12 protein-coding genes are annotated in these 15,068 nt (G+C 71.4%); 2 read left to right on the top strand and 10 right to left on the bottom strand.

Annotated features, from left to right (window positions below; all coding sequences use genetic code 11):
- Nucleotides 1–532: TetR/AcrR family transcriptional regulator (locus ABD378_RS30540; RefSeq protein WP_344526075.1), on the bottom strand; the 532-nt coding region annotated here is incomplete at its 3' end.
- Between the two features lie 214 nt (nt 533–746).
- Here ABD378_RS30540 and ABD378_RS30535 point away from each other — a divergent pair.
- Both ABD378_RS30535 and ABD378_RS30530 read left to right on the top strand, forming a co-directional pair.
- A complete protein-coding gene (locus tag ABD378_RS30535; protein ID WP_344526015.1) occupies nt 747–2,246 on the top strand; it encodes a purine-cytosine permease family protein in 1,500 nt (499 codons plus the stop codon).
- 75 nt (nt 2,247–2,321) lie between these two features.
- Entirely contained in the window at nt 2,322–3,992 is a 1,671-nt protein-coding gene (locus ABD378_RS30530) for an amidohydrolase (protein WP_344526013.1), read from the top strand.
- Here the strand turns inward: ABD378_RS30530 and ABD378_RS30525 are convergent.
- The 9 genes from ABD378_RS30525 to ABD378_RS30485 form a co-directional block, all read right to left on the bottom strand.
- Nucleotides 3,989–5,194 (bottom strand): glycosyltransferase, encoded by a 1,206-nt coding sequence (locus tag ABD378_RS30525; RefSeq protein ID WP_344526011.1) that lies wholly within the window; start codon nt 5,192–5,194, stop codon nt 3,989–3,991. The two genes, ABD378_RS30530 and ABD378_RS30525, sit on opposite strands and share 4 nt — an antisense overlap.
- Nucleotides 5,191–5,979, bottom strand: a complete 789-nt coding sequence (locus ABD378_RS30520) for a MerR family transcriptional regulator (RefSeq protein WP_344526009.1) — start codon at nt 5,977–5,979, stop codon at nt 5,191–5,193. Before ABD378_RS30520 ends, ABD378_RS30525 begins: the two co-directional genes overlap by 4 nt.
- 55 nt (nt 5,980–6,034) lie before the next feature.
- Nucleotides 6,035–7,927, bottom strand: a complete 1,893-nt coding sequence (locus tag ABD378_RS30515; protein ID WP_344526007.1) for a DUF2264 domain-containing protein — start codon at nt 7,925–7,927, stop codon at nt 6,035–6,037.
- Entirely contained in the window at nt 7,924–8,904 is a 981-nt protein-coding gene (locus tag ABD378_RS30510; protein ID WP_344526073.1) for a hydroxyacid dehydrogenase, read from the bottom strand. The genes ABD378_RS30515 and ABD378_RS30510 overlap by 4 nt, the downstream gene beginning before the upstream one ends.
- A gap of 82 nt (nt 8,905–8,986) precedes the next feature.
- Complete coding sequence (locus ABD378_RS30505; protein ID WP_344526005.1) at nt 8,987–9,850, bottom strand: carbohydrate ABC transporter permease; 864 nt, start codon at nt 9,848–9,850, stop codon at nt 8,987–8,989.
- Nucleotides 9,847–10,818 (bottom strand): carbohydrate ABC transporter permease, encoded by a 972-nt coding sequence (locus tag ABD378_RS30500; protein WP_344526003.1) that lies wholly within the window; start codon nt 10,816–10,818, stop codon nt 9,847–9,849. Before ABD378_RS30500 ends, ABD378_RS30505 begins: the two co-directional genes overlap by 4 nt.
- A gap of 73 nt (nt 10,819–10,891) precedes the next feature.
- A complete protein-coding gene (locus ABD378_RS30495; protein ID WP_344526001.1) occupies nt 10,892–12,226 on the bottom strand; it encodes an ABC transporter substrate-binding protein in 1,335 nt (444 codons plus the stop codon).
- 91 nt (nt 12,227–12,317) lie between these two features.
- A complete protein-coding gene (locus ABD378_RS30490; protein ID WP_344525999.1) occupies nt 12,318–13,412 on the bottom strand; it encodes a substrate-binding domain-containing protein in 1,095 nt (364 codons plus the stop codon).
- 102 nt (nt 13,413–13,514) lie between these two features.
- Nucleotides 13,515–15,032: a membrane-associated oxidoreductase gene (locus tag ABD378_RS30485; RefSeq protein ID WP_344525997.1), complete on the bottom strand. Its 1,518-nt coding sequence runs from the start codon at nt 15,030–15,032 to the stop codon at nt 13,515–13,517.
- Between the last annotated feature and the right edge of the window lie 36 nt (nt 15,033–15,068).

Raw genomic sequence — 15,068 nt, 5'->3', positions numbered from 1 at the left:
CGGCCGCCGAGCGCGCCGAGGCGACCTCCGCCCTGCGGTCCTCGCCGAGCTGCCCGAGGACGACAAGGGTGCTCAGCCCGTCGAGGAGTGCGAGGAGTTCACCGGCACGGCCCGCGGCGTCGTCCACCGCGAAGGCCTCCCGGGCAGCGCCCTGGGTGAGCAGGGCCTCCAGATCCGCCTGCCAGCCGCGGTCGAGGTCGTCCTGGGCCGCACGGAGCGGTGCGTTCGCACCGGCACGCGCCCACAGCTCGATCCACAGCATCCAGCGGGGGTCACGCGGCCCCTTCGGCAGGTACATCCGCAGGAACCGGTCGAGCTTGCGGGCGGGTGCCGACCGGCCCGCGAGCAGGGTGCGCCGCTCCTCGGTGAGCGCGGCCTCGCTCCAGCTCAGCGCCTCCAGGAGCAGGCGGTCCTTGCTGCCGAAGTAGTACAGGATGTGGCCGCCGCTGGTGCCGAGGCGCTCGGCCAGCGCGGACATGGTGAGCGCGGCGAGGCCGTTCTCGGCGATCGCCGTCATCGCCTCCTCCAGCATCCGGTCCCGCGCGACCTGCCCGTCCCGCCGTCGTGCCACGCCTGCTCCCGTTCCGGTCCCCGCGTCCTGCTCCACCCGCCGACCTTATCCCCGGTGTCCGCCGCTGATTTCCCGCAGGGTCTTGACGGCTCCCTGACCGGTGGCGCATTTTGAATGCCGTTCTAGGTAATAGAACGGCATTCAAAGTCTGAGTGCCGGAGAGTGAGGTGCTCGCATGGCACGACAGGCCCCGGATTCCGCCGGGACGACCGCGGGGACGACCGCAGGGACGACCGCGGGGACGACCGCGGGGACAGCGGCAGGGACGGTCACCGGCATCGGCACGGGCGTCACGAGCGACGAGGTGTTCCGGGTCGAGACGCACGGCATCGACCCGATCCCCGACGAGGACCGGCACGGCAGCGCCAAGGATCTGTTCTGGCTCTGGTTCGGCTCCAATCTCACCTTCACCTACGTCATCAACGGCGCCCTCGCCGTCAGCTTCGGCCTCAGCTTCTGGCAGGCCACCACCGTGGTCGTGATCGGCGGGCTCTCCTTCTTCGCCATCAGCGCGGCGGGCCTGAGCGGCATCCGCACCGGCACCGCGACTCTCGTCATCTCGCGCGCCGCCTTCGGTGTCCTCGGGAACTTCCCCGCCGGGCTGCTCAACTGGGTGGTCTCCATCGGCTACACCATCGTCAACACCGTGGTCGGCACGCTCGCCCTGGAAGCCCTCTTCACCGATCTCGGCTGGGCAGGCGGCGGGGACGCGGCACGCGCCTTGGCCCTGGCGGTGACCCTCGCGATGACCTTCGCCGTGGCCATGTGGGGGCACGCCACCGTGCAGCTCGCCGAGCGCTGGATGGCGTACGTGCTCGCGGCCGGCTTCGGGGTGCTGCTCGTCTTCGTGCTGCCCGACGCCGAGTTCGGTGCGGCGCCGGGCGGTGGGGCGGGCTTCTCCGGCTGGACGCTCGCGTTCGTGGTGATGCTCGCGGGGCCGTTCTCGTACCTGCCGATGCCCGCCGACTACACCCGCTACCTCCCCCGCGACACCTCGCTGCGCTCGATCACCGTCACCGGCGCGCTCGGCGGCCTCGTCTCGTCCGTGGCGCTCGGCGTCGCGGGGGTCGCGGCCGCCACGCAGGCCGACATGACGGACGCGGTCGCCGGGGTGGAGAAGCTGCTCCCGGGCTGGTTCCAGCCGGTGTTCCTGCTGCTCGTGCTCGGCGGTTCGGTCACCAACTCGATCCTGACGCTCTACTCCTCCAGCCTCAACCTCCAGGTGCTCGGCATCCCCTGGAACCGTGCGAAGGCCATCGTCATCAGCATCGTCGTGACGGCGCTCGGCTCGCTCGGTGCACTCTTCCTGACCGACTTCACCGAGTCGCTGCTGAGCTTCCTCTCGCTCCTGATCATCGTGTTCGCGCCGTGGGGCGGAGTGTTCCTCGCCGACATGCTGCTGCGGCGCTGCCGGTACGACACCGGGGCCCTGCACACGACCGGGCGCGAGGGTGCCTACTGGTACCGGGCCGGATTCCATCCCGCCGGGATGATGGCCCTCGTCACCGGAATGGCCTTCGCCGCGCTGACCTGCGACTCGGAGCTGTGGACAGGGCCACTGGTCGCACCGCTCGGCGGCGGTGACCTCACCTTGCTGGGCTCGGTCGTCGCCGCGTTCACGTACTGGGCGCTGGCCCGCCGCAGCGTTTCCTCACCCCTGCCGGTCTCGACATGAGACACCCCTCACGCACCTCTCACGCACCTCTCGTACGACACGAACCACCCGTACCGCCCCAGGAGTTCACCTCTCATGACCAGCACCACCCCCAGGCCCGCGGATCTCGTCCTGCGCAACGCCCGCATCCACACCGTCGACCCGGAACTCCCCTCGGCCGAGGCGCTCGCCGTCCTTGACGGGCGCATCGCATGGCTCGGACCCGACACGGAAGCGGACTCCTGGACCGGTGAGGGAACTCGGGTCGTCGACGGCCGCGGACGCCTGGTCCTGCCCGGCTTCATCGACGCGCACAACCACGTGCGCCTCGGCTCCGACGACGCCTGCGTGCAGCTCGCCGGGGCCCGCACCCTCGGCGAGATCCACGACCGCATCCGCGCCTGGCGCGCCGAGAATCCGGGCGCGGACTGGATCGAGGCCGAGGCGTTCGACTACTCCGCGATCCCCGGCGGCCGTATGCCGAACGCCGCCGACCTCGACCCCGTCACCGGCGACACCCCTGCCTTCGTCCTGAGCTACGACGTCCACACCGCCTGGCTCAACACGGCCGCCCTGCGCCGCCTCGGCGTCGACCGCGACCGTACGTCGCTGCCGTTCGGCCGCGCGGAGACCGACCCGGCGACGGGCGAACCCACCGGCTTCATCAAGGATTTCGCGGTCAAGGGTCTCTCCCGCGACGGGCACCGGGCGCTGCGCGAGCTCGGTCTGCCGTGGGCGTCGCCCGACCGGCAGTACGGACGCCTGGCCAAGAGCCTGGACGACGCGATCGGCTTCGGCATCACCACGGTCGTCGAACCGCAGAACTCCCTGGACGACCTGGAGCTGTTCACCCGAGCCCGCGCGGAAGGACGGCTGCGTTCGCGCGTCGTCGCCGCGCTCTTCCATCCGCGCGGCACGTCCGACGCGGACCTGGACGACTTCGCGGACGCCGCACGGCGGTTCGCCGACGACCGGCTGCGGGTCGGGCCGCTCAAGCTGTACATCGACGACGTCGTCGAGCCGCGCACGGCCGCGCTCCTGGAGCCCTACTCCGGGTGCGGGCGGCACCGGGGCGACACGTTCTACCCCGCGCACGAGTTCGCCGAGCTGCTCGCGAAGCTGGACGCCCGCGGCTTCCAGTGCTTCGTGCACGCCACCGGCGACCGGGGCATCCGCACGGTCCTGGACGCCGTCGAGCACGCCCGCGCACTCAACGGTCCGCGCGACGCCCGCCATCAGGTCGTCCACGTCGAGTGCCTTGACCCCGCCGACACCCCGCGCTTCGCCGAACTCGGCGTCGTCGCCTGCATGCAGCCGCGCCACTGCGCCCCCGAGATCGCGGGCCCCGGCAAGGACTGGGCCGAGAACATCGGCGCCGACCGGTGGCACAAGGCCTGGCCGATGCGGAGCCTGCACGAGGCGGGGGCGGTGCTCGCGCTCTCCAGCGACTGGAACGTCGCCGAGATGGACCCGATGGCCGGCATCTACACCGCACTCACGCGCCGCCCGCTCGACGGCGGCGAACCCTGGCAGCCCGGCGAGACGCTCGACGTGGAGACGGCCGTCCACGGCTACACGATGGGCTCCGCCCACGCCAACTTCCTTGAGGACGAGCGGGGTTCGCTGACCGTGGGCAAGCTCGCCGACTTCGTCGTACTGTCCCGGGACATTCTGCGCGTACGCCCTGAGGACATCCCGGGGACGAAGGCCGAAATCGTGGTGGTGGGCGGGGTGGTGACGGCGGACCAGCCGACGCCGGTGTACTAGCCGAGCCGCTCGACCGCCTTGAGGACATGACCGGCGCCGTCCTCCGCCTCCATCCGGCGGGAGACGGCACGGGCGGCTTCCTTGTACGTGGTCTCGCGCACCGCACGCCTGAGCCGCTCGGCCAGGCACTCCGCCGTGAGTTCCTTGAACGGGATGGGCGCAGTGGCCGCGCCGAGACCGGCGAGCCGCGAGGCCCAGAAGGGCTGATCCGCCATGACGGGCACGGGGATCGCGGGCACCCCGGCCCGCAGCCCTGCCGCCGTGGTTCCGGCGCCCGCGTGATGGACCACGGCGGCCATCCGCGGGAAGAGGAGCGCGTGCGGCACCTCGTCGACGGTGAGGATGTCGTCGCCGTGCGCCATCAGCCCCGCCCTCCCCTCCTGCAGAACTCCCCGCAGCCCGGCCCGCCGCAGGGCGGAGACGGCCAGCTCGCCCAGTCGCGCGCCCTCACCCGCGGCCATGCTGCCGAACCCGATGAAGACGGGCGGCGGCCCGGCCCGCAGAAAGTCCTCGAAGCGGGCGGGCAGCGGGATGTCCGGGTCGTGGTGCGGCCACCAGTTGCCCACCACGTCGAGGCCGTCGCGCCAGTCCGCGGGCCGGGGCACCACGGCGGTGCTGAATCCGTGCAGGACCGGCCACCCGGCTTCTTCCGTGCGCCGCCGGACGGCACCCGGGGTGGTCGGAGGCAGTGAGAGGCGATCCCGCAGGTCCGCGACCGCGTCGGCGTAGACACGGTCGGCCATCCGCAGGGAGAAGCGGCCGAGTGCGCGGTTGGCGGGACCGCCGAGCGACCTGCCGCCGGTCACCACCGGCGCGAACTCCTTTGTCGGGTGGGTGGGTTGCAGGTATACGCCAAGGGACGGTACGTCCATGGCCTCGGCCAGTTGCCGGCCCAGCGGCGCCGTGGTCGTCGAGAGCAGCAGCACGTCGGCGCCGGGTTCCGCGGCGTCGACGAGCCCTGCCCCCAACTCCCGTACGAACGCGGCGGCCGTGCGCATCAGCTGCCGTTTTCCCCCACCACCGCCCGCGCTCGTCTCCGCGGGCAGCGGGCGAAAGGTGAGCCCGGCGCCCCGCACGAGCGGCGCGAAGGACTCCTGCGTGGCGAGTGCGACGTCGTGGCCGGCTTCACGCAGCCGGGCGCCGAGACCGGTGTACGGAGCGACATCGCCGTACGATCCGGCGGCGGTCAGCAGAATCCTCATCGGCTCTCCACCTCGCTCCGGCCCTCTTCCGCGTTGGCCCGCACCGCCGCGTACAGGAACGCGGCGAGGCCGGGCCGCTGCTCCGAAGGCGGTACGACCAGGGCGAAGGCGCGGGGGTCTTCGGCGAAGTCGTCGGCGATGCGCAGGTGCATGGCGGGCGTGCAGGGCGTGAACCAGCGTGTGATGTGCTGCCGGTGCTCCTCGGCGAGGGCCATGGCCCGCTTCCCCTCGGCGGGTTCGCCCTCGTCGAACGCCTTGATGAGTTCGGCCCGCCAGTTTGCCGCCTCGCCCATGAGCCGGGCCCAGTCCTCCTTGGAATGGGCCGCGGCGCGGCTCATCGCCTCTCTGTGCCCCGCGCTGTTCTCCCACTTGAGCCCGGCCTCGGTGGCGTAGCTCAGGTCGAAGGTGATCTCGCCGAACACCTCGAACCGCTCCTGCGGACTGAGCCGCACGCCGGTCTGCTGCACCTCCATGGCCCGCTCGGCGACCTCCACCAGACGGCCCAGCTTGCCGATCTGTTCCACCAGCGCCTTGTGCCGCGCCCGCAGCTGATCGAGCACGTCGGCCTGCGGGTCCGCGAGGATCTCCGCGATCTCCTCCAGGGCGAAGCCCAGTTCGCGGTAGAAGAGGATCTGCTGCAGGCGGGCCAGATCGGCCTCGCCGTACAGGCGGTACCCGCCCGGGCTGCGCTCGCTCGGCACGAGCAGCCCGGACCGGTCGTAGTGATGCAGGGTACGGACGGTGATCCCCGCGAACCCGGAGACCTGCCCGACGGTGTAGCTCATGGACCTCGCCTTTCGTCGCGTACAGCGTGCAGCCTGACGCGACGTGAGGGTCAAGTCAGCCGTGCTCCACCTTCAGCGGTGCGAAGGCGATCCGGGTCACGGAGCCGTCGTCCGTCCACCGCACCTCGACGGTGTCCGCCGTCGCGCTCACCACGGTGGCGGTGTCGGCCGAGGACGCGCGTTCCGGCGCCGCGGTGAGCGTGGCCAGAGCCACGTACACCGCCGTGCCCTCCGCATCGGCCGTGAGACGTGGCACGCGGGCCCACCGGGTGAAGGCCGTGCCCTGGGGTGCGCGCGGTTCGTCCCGGCCGGTCCAGCCGTGCAAGGGATGGAGCGCGGAGAGCAAGGTCTCATCGGGGCCTGTCGCCCAGCCCGTGTGGGTGACGCGGGCGCCGTGCGGTGCGCCGACGACGCGGTGCACGCGCAGTTCGTGGCGGCCCTTGGCCACGGTGACGCTCTCCACGCGCAGCCCCGGCACCATGGGCGGGCCGCTCACGAAGGCCGGGGTGTGCCGGGACGCGGCCCAGCCCCAGCCCTCGCCCTGACCCGCGCCCAGCGGGTGGATGCGGCTGCGGGCACTGCGTACTCCGGCGACCTCCACGGCGATGTGGTTGTCGGCGGTGTTGCCGCGTGCCGTGGGGCCGGTTCTCGTGGAGTAGGCCTGGCGGGCGTAGAGCGGGTCCTCGTGGGCCGCCGACTCGGCCTCGTGCGGGCGCGCGTGGTCGCTGCCGTGGTTGTGCAGCCGTACGATCCCGTCGGCGCGGGTGCTCTGCACCAGCAGGCCGGGGGCGGGCAGCGCGAGGACCTGGTCGCGGCGCTCGCTGGGGGCGGGTTCCTCCGTCGCGGTCCACAGGGGATGGGTGGCCGGTGCCAGGAGACCGACGAACGCCTTCGATGCCCAGTACGGCGACGCGGGTCCCGAGTAGGGCTGGAGGGTCGCGTCGTGCGGTCCGTGCCAGCCGAGGCTGAGCAGGCCGTCGGAGCCGACGGAGCCGTGGTCGAGGAAGTAGCGCAGCGAGCCGCTGAGGAGCCTGCGCGAGGTGCCGGGGGTGAGGGGTGTGTGGCCGGTGAGCGCGCCGAGGGCCACGGACGCTCCCGCGGCGAAGCGGTAGGTCAGGGAGCGGCCGAAGTGGATCGGGGCACCATCGCCGCCGAACAGGAGCCCGAAGCTCTCCAGGTGCTCGTGCATGCGGGCGCCGTGCCGGGCCAACTGATCCTGGTCGCCGCCCAGTTGGGCGTCGAGCGTCGGGTACAGGTGCAGGGCCCAGCCGTTGTAGTGGTCGAAGGCGCGGCCGTCTCCGTCGGCGTACCAGCCCTGGCCTCGGTACCAGGTCTCCAGGAGTCCGAGCGCCCGCTCGCGCGCCCGAGCCGTCTCCGCGTCGCCGCGGCCCACCGACTCCAGGAATCCGGCCACGGTGTAGGGGAAGAGGTACCAGTTATTGGGCGCGGGGACATGGCGTATCGCGCCGCGCAGCCACTCTTCCGCCCGGTCCTGTACGTCGGTGTCGAGCCGGTCCCACAGCCAGGGGCGGGTCAGCCGCAGGCCGAGGGCGACGGACGCCGACTCGACCATCGGCTGGCCCTGGATGTTGTGGTCCAGGATCACCGGCCAGGACTCGGCGTCGTCGCGGCCCGGCGTGCGGGTACCGGCCGCGAGTCCTTCCGCGTACCGGTCGAGCCAGCCGTGCGGGTCCTTGCCATCGGCGCCCGCCACCCGGAACGCGGCGGCGAGCAGGGTGCGGGCGTATCCCTCCAGGCCGTCCGACCGTACGCCGGAGGCGGAGGGCCGCCCCGGCAGGTCGAGCAGGGCTCCGCGCGGCGTCGCCCACTGCCAGGCGGCACCCAGGAGACCGTCGGCCGCGGCCTCCCAGTGCTCGCGCGTGTAGCCGGTGTGAGGGCTCAACTCCCGGTTTTCTTCGGGCAGTCCGGGCAGTCCGGGGATGCTCATGCGAGGTAGGCCAGCCTTTCGCGTCGTACGGCATGGGCGAAACCGTCGCCCGCGGCCCAGCGGCCGAGCTCGGCGACGGCGAGATCGGCGAGGCGCCCCCACTCGTTGCCCTGCGAACCGGCCAGATGGGGGGTGATGATGACGTTGTCGCACTCCCACAACGGGTGGTCGGGGGGCAGGACTTCGGGGTCGGTGACGTCGAGGACGGCACGGACGCGCCCGGCAAGCGCGGCTTCGGTGAGGGCGTCCTGGTCGAGCACCGCGCCGCGGGCCGTGTTGATGAGCACCGCCTCGTGGCGCATGGCGGCGATCAGTTCACGGCCGACAAGGCCGCGGGTGGCGGGCAGCAGCGGCGTGTGGACGCTGACGACATCGCTGCTCGCGAACAACTCCCCGATCCCGACCGGCCGTACGCCCAGCTCGCGTGCCTCCTCGTCGGAGACGTACGGGTCGTGCAGCAGGACCTGGAGGTCGTAGGGGCGAAGGAGTTCGATGACACGGCGGCCGATCATCGAGGCGGAGACGATGCCGACTGTACGGCCGTAGTTGCCCACGCCGTGCGAGAGGCCGAGCCAGTCGTCGCGGCGCCGGGTGGCCTTGAACTCCCGTGCCCGCTCCATGACGTGCTTGCCGGTGAGCAGGATCATGGCGACGGTGTACTCCGCGACGGGCAGCGCGTTGGCCGCGGCGGCCGACGACACCTCGATGCCGCGCGCCCAGCACTCCTGGGTGATGTGGCCGCGTACCGACCCCGCGGTGTGGACGACGGCCCGCAGCCGGGGCGCCGCCGCGAGCACGGCGGCGTCGAGGGGCGGGCAGCCCCAGCCGGTGACCAGGACCTCCACGTCCCGGAGCACGGAGCGTGCCCGCTCCGTGGTGAAGTCGTCCAGGACAGTGTCCGGCACGAGATCGCAGACCCGGCCGAGTGCGGCCAGGGCGTCGGGGCCGAGCACGGCCGTCGCCGCGTCCGGGGCCATGGCGAGCGCGGTACGCGGACGGTGGCTGCCGTTCTTCAACAGTTTCCCTTTCACATGGCTCACTTGACCGTGTTCACATGCCTCACTTGACCGAGCCCGCGGTCAGACCCGACTTCCAGAAGCGCTGCAGCAGAATGAAGGCAAGGATCAGCGGCAGCACCGCGAGGAGCGAACCGATGATGACCACGGGGTAGTACTCGGGTGAGACGGTGGCCGAACTGTTCCAGGTGTAGAGGCCGAGGCTGACCGGGTACAGCTTCTCGTCCGAGAGCATCACCATCGGCAGGAAGAAGTTGTTCCAGATGGCGGTGAGCTGGAAGAGGAAGACCGTCACCAGGCCGGGGCCCAGCATCCGCAGGGAGACGCGCACATAGGTGGTGAGCTCCCCCGCGCCGTCCACCCGGGCCGCTTCGAGCACCTCGTCGGGCACGTACCCCTGACTGAAGATCCGCCCCAGATATACGCCGAACGGGTTGAACAGGACCGGGATGAACACCGCCCAGAAGGTGTCGACGACGCCCGTGGCCGATGCCATCAGATACAGCGGAAGCGCGAGCACCGTCTGCGGCACCATCACCGCCGCGAGCACCAGGCCGAAGACCTTCTCCTTGTGCCGGAAGCGGTACTTGTCGAAGGCGTAGCCGCAGGCGACGCTCACCAGTGCGCTGATCGCGGCGCCCAGGACGGCGTAGAGCAGGCTGTTGGTGTACCAGCGGCCGTAGAGGCCGCCGTCCATCGCGAACAGGTCACGCAGGTTCTGCAGGAAGGAGAAGTCGGACAGCGAGAAGAAGTTGCTGCTGAACAGCGCGTCCCGGCTCTTGGAGGCGGCGAGCACCAGCCACAGGACGGGCAGCAGGGTGTAGAGCACCGCGATCCCGACCACGGTGTTCACGACGGTGCGGCCCAGGAGGCGGGGGCGGTGCGCGGTGACGGTGTCGGCGCTCATCGTGCGGCCTCCTTCTGGGAGCGGTTGGTCCAGCGCGTGACGCCGTAGGAGAGGGCGACCGTGCACAGGAGCAGGATCACCGAAGCGGCGGCGGCCAGGCCGTAGTTGTTGCGGGTGAAGGCCGCGTCGTAGATGTACATGCTGGGCGAGAAGCGCGAGTTGATCATCGGGGACGACTGGCTGAGCAGCACGGGTTCGGTGAACAGCTGCATCGCCCAGATCAGGGTGAACATGGCGACCATGACGATCGAGGAGCGCACCAGGGGCGCCTTGACCTGGAGTGCGGTGCGTACGGGTCCCGCGCCGTCGACCACGGCGGCCTCGATCACTTCTCGGGGCACGGCCTGCAGGGCGGCGTAGAAGATCACCATGTTGTAGCCGAGGTTGCTCCACAGGGCGATGTTCACGATCGACGGGAGCACGGTGTTCACGCCGAGAAAGTCGATGTGGATGTCGCCCTTGGAGAGCACGTCGACGACCGGGCTGAGCCCCGGCGTGTAGAGGTAGAGCCAGATGAGGGCAGCGATGATGCCCGGCACCGCGTGCGGCAGGAAGAGTCCCAACTGGGCCCAGGCGCGCAGCCGTACGACGCCCGAGTCGAGCAGCAGGGCCAGGGCGAGAGCCCCGATCACCATCAGCGGGATGTAGATCAGGCAGTAGAGGGCGACCGTGCCGAGGCTGCCGAGGAACGTCGGGTCGGTGAGGACGGCCGTGTAGCTGCGCAGGCCGACGAAGACCGTCTCCTCCGGGCCGAAGCCGAGGCCGGGCTGGTCGTCGCTGAAGAAGCTCAGCCAGACGGCGGTGCCGACGGGTATCAGGAAGACCGTCACCAACAGGATCAGGAAGGGGGTCATCAGGACGCCGCACGCCATGTGTTCACGGCGCCGCGCACGCGTGCGGGCGCGGCGGGCGGGGACGGGCGCGTCGTCGGTGCGGGTGGCGCGGGCCGGGGGCGCGGTCGTGGTCATGGGGGTCACCTGCCTTTCTGCTGGTGCTCGTCGGCGTTCGGGGGTTTCTGCCGCGCGGGGGCGCTCGGGCCGGTCATGTGCTGTGTTCGGAGGTGGAGAGGCCAAGGGCCCTGAGGTCCGGCATGGTTCCGTCGTGCGCGGCGCGCACGGCGTCGAGCAGCGAGCCCTTGCCGCCGCCTGCGCGGGCGAAGCCGTCCTGCATGACCTTCTGGGTGGCGGTCATCCGCGGGCCCCAGACCCAGCCGTCGCGGATCGCCTCGGCCTGTTCCTCGAAGAGGCGGTAGATGTCCTGGCCCGAGTAGTAGGTGCGGTCGAAGGCCTTGCGGCCCACGGGGACCAGGTCCGGGACGGCCGGGTACTGACTGCTGGTGCCGCTGGAGAGGCGGGCGCGCAAGGCGTCGGGGTGCGATACCTGCCACTCGATGAACTCCATGGCCGCTTCGGGGCGCCGGCTGTCCTTGGTGACGGCGAAGGTGGAGCCGCCGTGGGTGCCGACGACGGGGTTGTCGGGGTCCCACTGCGGGAGCGGGGCGATGGCCCACTGGCCCTTCTGGCCCGGCCTCGCGTTCATCTGCGCGCCCGCGTCCCAGGCGCCGCTGAGCCGGGCCAGGACCAAACCCTCGCCGAGCTGGGAGTCGTAGTGCCTGCTCTCGGATGCGTTGACGAAGAGCAGGTCCTCGTCGATGAGCCGCTGCCAGTACGCGGCGACCTCGCGGGTCGGGCGGTCCGTGAGCGAGACGTTCCAGGCGCCGTCGCGGGTGTCGAACCACTGGGCGCCCGCCTGCCACGCCCATGCGGCGAACTGGGTGCCGCCGTCCGTGGGGAAGAGCGCGATACGCCGGTCGCGCGCCTTGTCCCGGACGGTGCGGGCGGCCTCGGTGAACTCGTCCCAGGTGCGCGGGACTTCGATGCCGTACTCGTCGAACAGGTCGGCGCGGTAGTGCAGGACCATCGGCTCGACGTCGAGCGGGACGGTGAAGACCCGCTTCTCGAAGGTGGTGAGGCCAAGAGCCTGCGGCAGCAGCTTGGCGCGCAGCCGGTCGCTGACGAGTGAGGTGATGTCACGGGCGACGCCGTCAATGGCGAAGCCCGGGACCTGGGGGTATTCGATCGTGGCGACGTCCGGGGCGTTCCCGGCCCGGGCGGCGTTGCTGAGCTTGGCGTATCCGCCCATGGCGCCGGACGGGATCTGCTGGAACTCGACCTGGATGCGGTCGTGGGTCTTGTTGAACGCGTCGACCACTTCCTGGCTTCCGCGCAGTGCGGACCAGAAGGTGATGCGCGTGGTGCCGCTCTTGCTGCTCGACGTGCCGCCCGTGCTGCCCGAACAGGCGCTGAGCGCACCTGCGACGGGAACTGCGGCTGTCACGGCGAGCAGGGACCGGCGGCTCGGTCGTCGACCAGGCATGGGTGCCTCCCGCGGCTCTTGTTCGGGACACCGGAATCCTGATCGCGTGAACGGTGCCGGTCAATAGACCGATCAAAAGAAACTGAAGCGGTCAAACGATCCCGACGTGTGTCGCGGATCCGCGGACCTTGAGCTCCGGCAGAAGTTCCACGCGCTGCGTCGTCCCCGCACCCGGCCCCGCCAACTCGTCGAGCCTGCGCAGCAGAAGCCCGGCCGCCGTCCGCCCCACCTCGTGCTTCGGCGGGGACACGGCGGTCAGCGGAGTGCTGCCGAGCGCGGCCACCACGTCGTCGTACGCCACCACCGAGCAGTCCTGCGGCACCCGCACCCCACGGTCCATGAGCTGTTGCACGAGCATCAGCGCGTCGACGTCGCCGTGCAGCACGGCGCCCGTCGCCCCGCGTTCGCGCAGCCGCGCCGCGAGGTCAAGTGGTTCGCGCACCCGTCCGGGACCGGCGCCTTCCGCGCTGAGCATCACGCTCCAGTCCTCGATCTCGGGCCTGGACGCGGCGATCTCGGCGAAGGCCGCACGCAGCGCGCGGGCCGTCGGACTGTCGTCGCGCGCGGCCAGGACGATCCGTCGGTGGCCGAACCTCACGAGGTGATCGACGGCGAGATGGATGCCGTACCAGTGGTCGGTGCAGACCGAGTCCATCGCGTGCAGCGCGCTGCCCGCACGCGGCCGCCGCTCCATCAGGACCGTGGGCACGCCCGACGCGGCGAGCCAGGCGTAGTCCGCCTCCTCCTCGGCCGCGGTGCGCCAGCGCGGAGCGATGAGGAGCCCTCGCACGTCCTCGGCCAACACCCGCTCCACCAGCGGCCGTTCGGCGCCCTCCGCCTGCGGCGCGATGTGCAGCGCGACCCGCATCCCTGCCTCGTTCAGGACGCCCCGGGCCCCGTGCATCGTCTCGTACAGATAGGTGTGCCGCTCCGGCACCATCAGCGCCACCGCGCCACCCGTCGCCATCGGTTCAGCAGGCGCGGGGCTCCGCTCCACGGGCCCGACCGACCGCGCCACCCCGTGCCCTCGCCGCAACCTGCCCTCGCGCGCGAGGTCCTCGACATCCCGGCGCACGGTGATCACCGAGACCTCGAGATCGTCGGCGAGATCGCTCAGCCGCGCCTCACCACGCGACTCCACGACCGCGAGTATCCGCTGCCGTCTGACGTCCCTCGGCTCCCGCATGCTGCCGACCCCCTCGCCACGTACCCGTCGGGTGTTCGTTTGAGCGTTTCCGCTGGAGGATATCGATCATTTCCCCGCCTGTGTCCAGGTCGGCGATGTTCGTCACTGGCGGCTGAGCGAGCGGGTGATGCCCGCCGCGACCGTGGTGACGAGCACCCAGCCCGTGGCGACCAGCAGATACGAGAGCCACTGGTACCAGCCGTCCGGCGCGAAGGCGGACTCCTGCCCGAAGCCGATGATCGGGAGGAGCAGGTCAAGGGTGTAGAAGGCAGGGTTGAAGTCGGGCGCCTCGTCGGACTTCAGCGGGCGCGGGTGGTGGAGGGCGAAGGCGAGCGCCCCGGTGAGCAGCAGGACAAAGAGCCATCCGGCGGCGCGCATCGGACGGAAGCCGTAGCCGACCGTCACGTCCTGGAGGTGGCCCCAGATCCTGGCGTACGGCGGCAGGGTGCGCCGGTGGCGGCGGAGCTTGGCCAGCTGCACGGTGCGGGCGGCGGCCTCGTCGCCCACCGTGCGGTACGCGGCGGCCAACTGCTCGTAGCTGTGCGGTAGATAGCCACCCATATCGCGTTCGAGCAGCGGAAGCCGCTGCTCCGCGGGCAGGTGCGGGGCGAGCCTCTGGTAAGTCAGGCCGTCGAGCTTGACCTGACCCGGCCACACCTCGGGAGGGACGTGCAGCAGGTCAAGCTGGGAGCGGCGCAGATTCACGGTGCCCTGGATCGGAGCGGCTTCCCGCAGCCACAGCTCGCCGACGACGCAGCTGCTGGCGCGCAGCGCCGACCCGCCGGGGTGGGAGAGGCGGGCGTAGGCGAAATTGACGTGCCGCGGGATTCTGGCGCCGCTCAGGTTGAGCGTGCCGTGGACGCGCAGCCCCTTGGCCCGCAGATCGGTGCCGACGGACAGATTCTCGGCGTGCAGCGCCACGTCACCGGGAGCGCTCAGCACGGCGTCGTCGAGGTTGACCTGGCCTCCGACCGTGGCACCGTTCAGCCGGACCTGGCCGTGGGCCACCAGGCCGACGGCCCATACGTCGGTGCCGATCACCGCGTGGTTCAGCTGGAGCACCGCTTCCGCCGCCGCTTCGGGGTCCGGCGCGTCCGGTGCGTCCGGCGCGGGTTGCCCGTCTGGTGCGGGCGGGGTGCCGAGCTCCGCCCCGTTGACGAAGAAGGCACCGGTGATCTGCGCGCCGGCGAGCCGCACGGGGCCCGTTATCCGGCAGCAGGTGATCCGCAGGACCAGCTCGATTCGGAGGGTTCCCGCCGTGAGGCCCGGCAGGACCGAGTCGCTCAGGACCAGGGCGCGGAGCTGGGCACCGTACAGGTTCGGCGTCTCCTCGAAGTGGCAGGACCGCAGTCGCAGGGGGTGCTCGACCGTCCCGTACATGAGGTCGAGCCGCCCGGTGATCCGCGCGCCCGTCAGCTTCACGCCCGCTATCTCGCCGTCCCGCGTCGGGCCGTTGAGCAGCAGCGCCCGCAGCACATCGGCACGCACCGTCCGCTCGGGCCCCCAGGACCCACCGGCCCGCGGGTCGTCGTCGGGGCTCTCGCGGAAGTCGACGCCCTCGCCGACCGCGAACGCCTGCCAGACGCGGCGCTCCGCGGGTGTCAGGTCGGTGATCTCCATCGCCGGGATGCTGTCGCGGGCGCGTCCTGGCTGTCA

Origin of the sequence: Streptomyces rectiviolaceus, assembly GCF_039533825.1 — a bacterium.
Lineage (GTDB): Bacteria > Actinomycetota > Actinomycetes > Streptomycetales > Streptomycetaceae > Streptomyces > Streptomyces rectiviolaceus.
Note: the sequence above shows the minus strand (reverse complement) of the source record. Positions and strands in the feature narration are given on the sequence as shown.

Bases quoted from the DNA above. Each gene is read 5' to 3' on its own strand.
- ABD378_RS30535 (WP_344526015.1), top strand. From the start codon at position 747: ATGGCACGACAGGCCCCGGATTCCGCCGGGACGACCGCGGGGACGACC.
- ABD378_RS30530 (WP_344526013.1), top strand. From the start codon at position 2,322: ATGACCAGCACCACCCCCAGGCCCGCGGATCTCGTCCTGCGCAACGCC.
- ABD378_RS30525 (WP_344526011.1), bottom strand. From the start codon at position 5,194: ATGAGGATTCTGCTGACCGCCGCCGGATCGTACGGCGATGTCGCTCCG.
- ABD378_RS30520 (WP_344526009.1), bottom strand. From the start codon at position 5,979: ATGAGCTACACCGTCGGGCAGGTCTCCGGGTTCGCGGGGATCACCGTC.
- ABD378_RS30515 (WP_344526007.1), bottom strand. From the start codon at position 7,927: ATGAGCATCCCCGGACTGCCCGGACTGCCCGAAGAAAACCGGGAGTTG.
- ABD378_RS30510 (WP_344526073.1), bottom strand. From the start codon at position 8,904: ATGGCCCCGGACGCGGCGACGGCCGTGCTCGGCCCCGACGCCCTGGCC.
- ABD378_RS30505 (WP_344526005.1), bottom strand. From the start codon at position 9,850: ATGAGCGCCGACACCGTCACCGCGCACCGCCCCCGCCTCCTGGGCCGC.
- ABD378_RS30500 (WP_344526003.1), bottom strand. From the start codon at position 10,818: ATGACCACGACCGCGCCCCCGGCCCGCGCCACCCGCACCGACGACGCG.
- ABD378_RS30495 (WP_344526001.1), bottom strand. From the start codon at position 12,226: ATGCCTGGTCGACGACCGAGCCGCCGGTCCCTGCTCGCCGTGACAGCC.
- ABD378_RS30490 (WP_344525999.1), bottom strand. From the start codon at position 13,412: ATGCGGGAGCCGAGGGACGTCAGACGGCAGCGGATACTCGCGGTCGTG.
- ABD378_RS30485 (WP_344525997.1), bottom strand. From the start codon at position 15,032: ATGGAGATCACCGACCTGACACCCGCGGAGCGCCGCGTCTGGCAGGCG.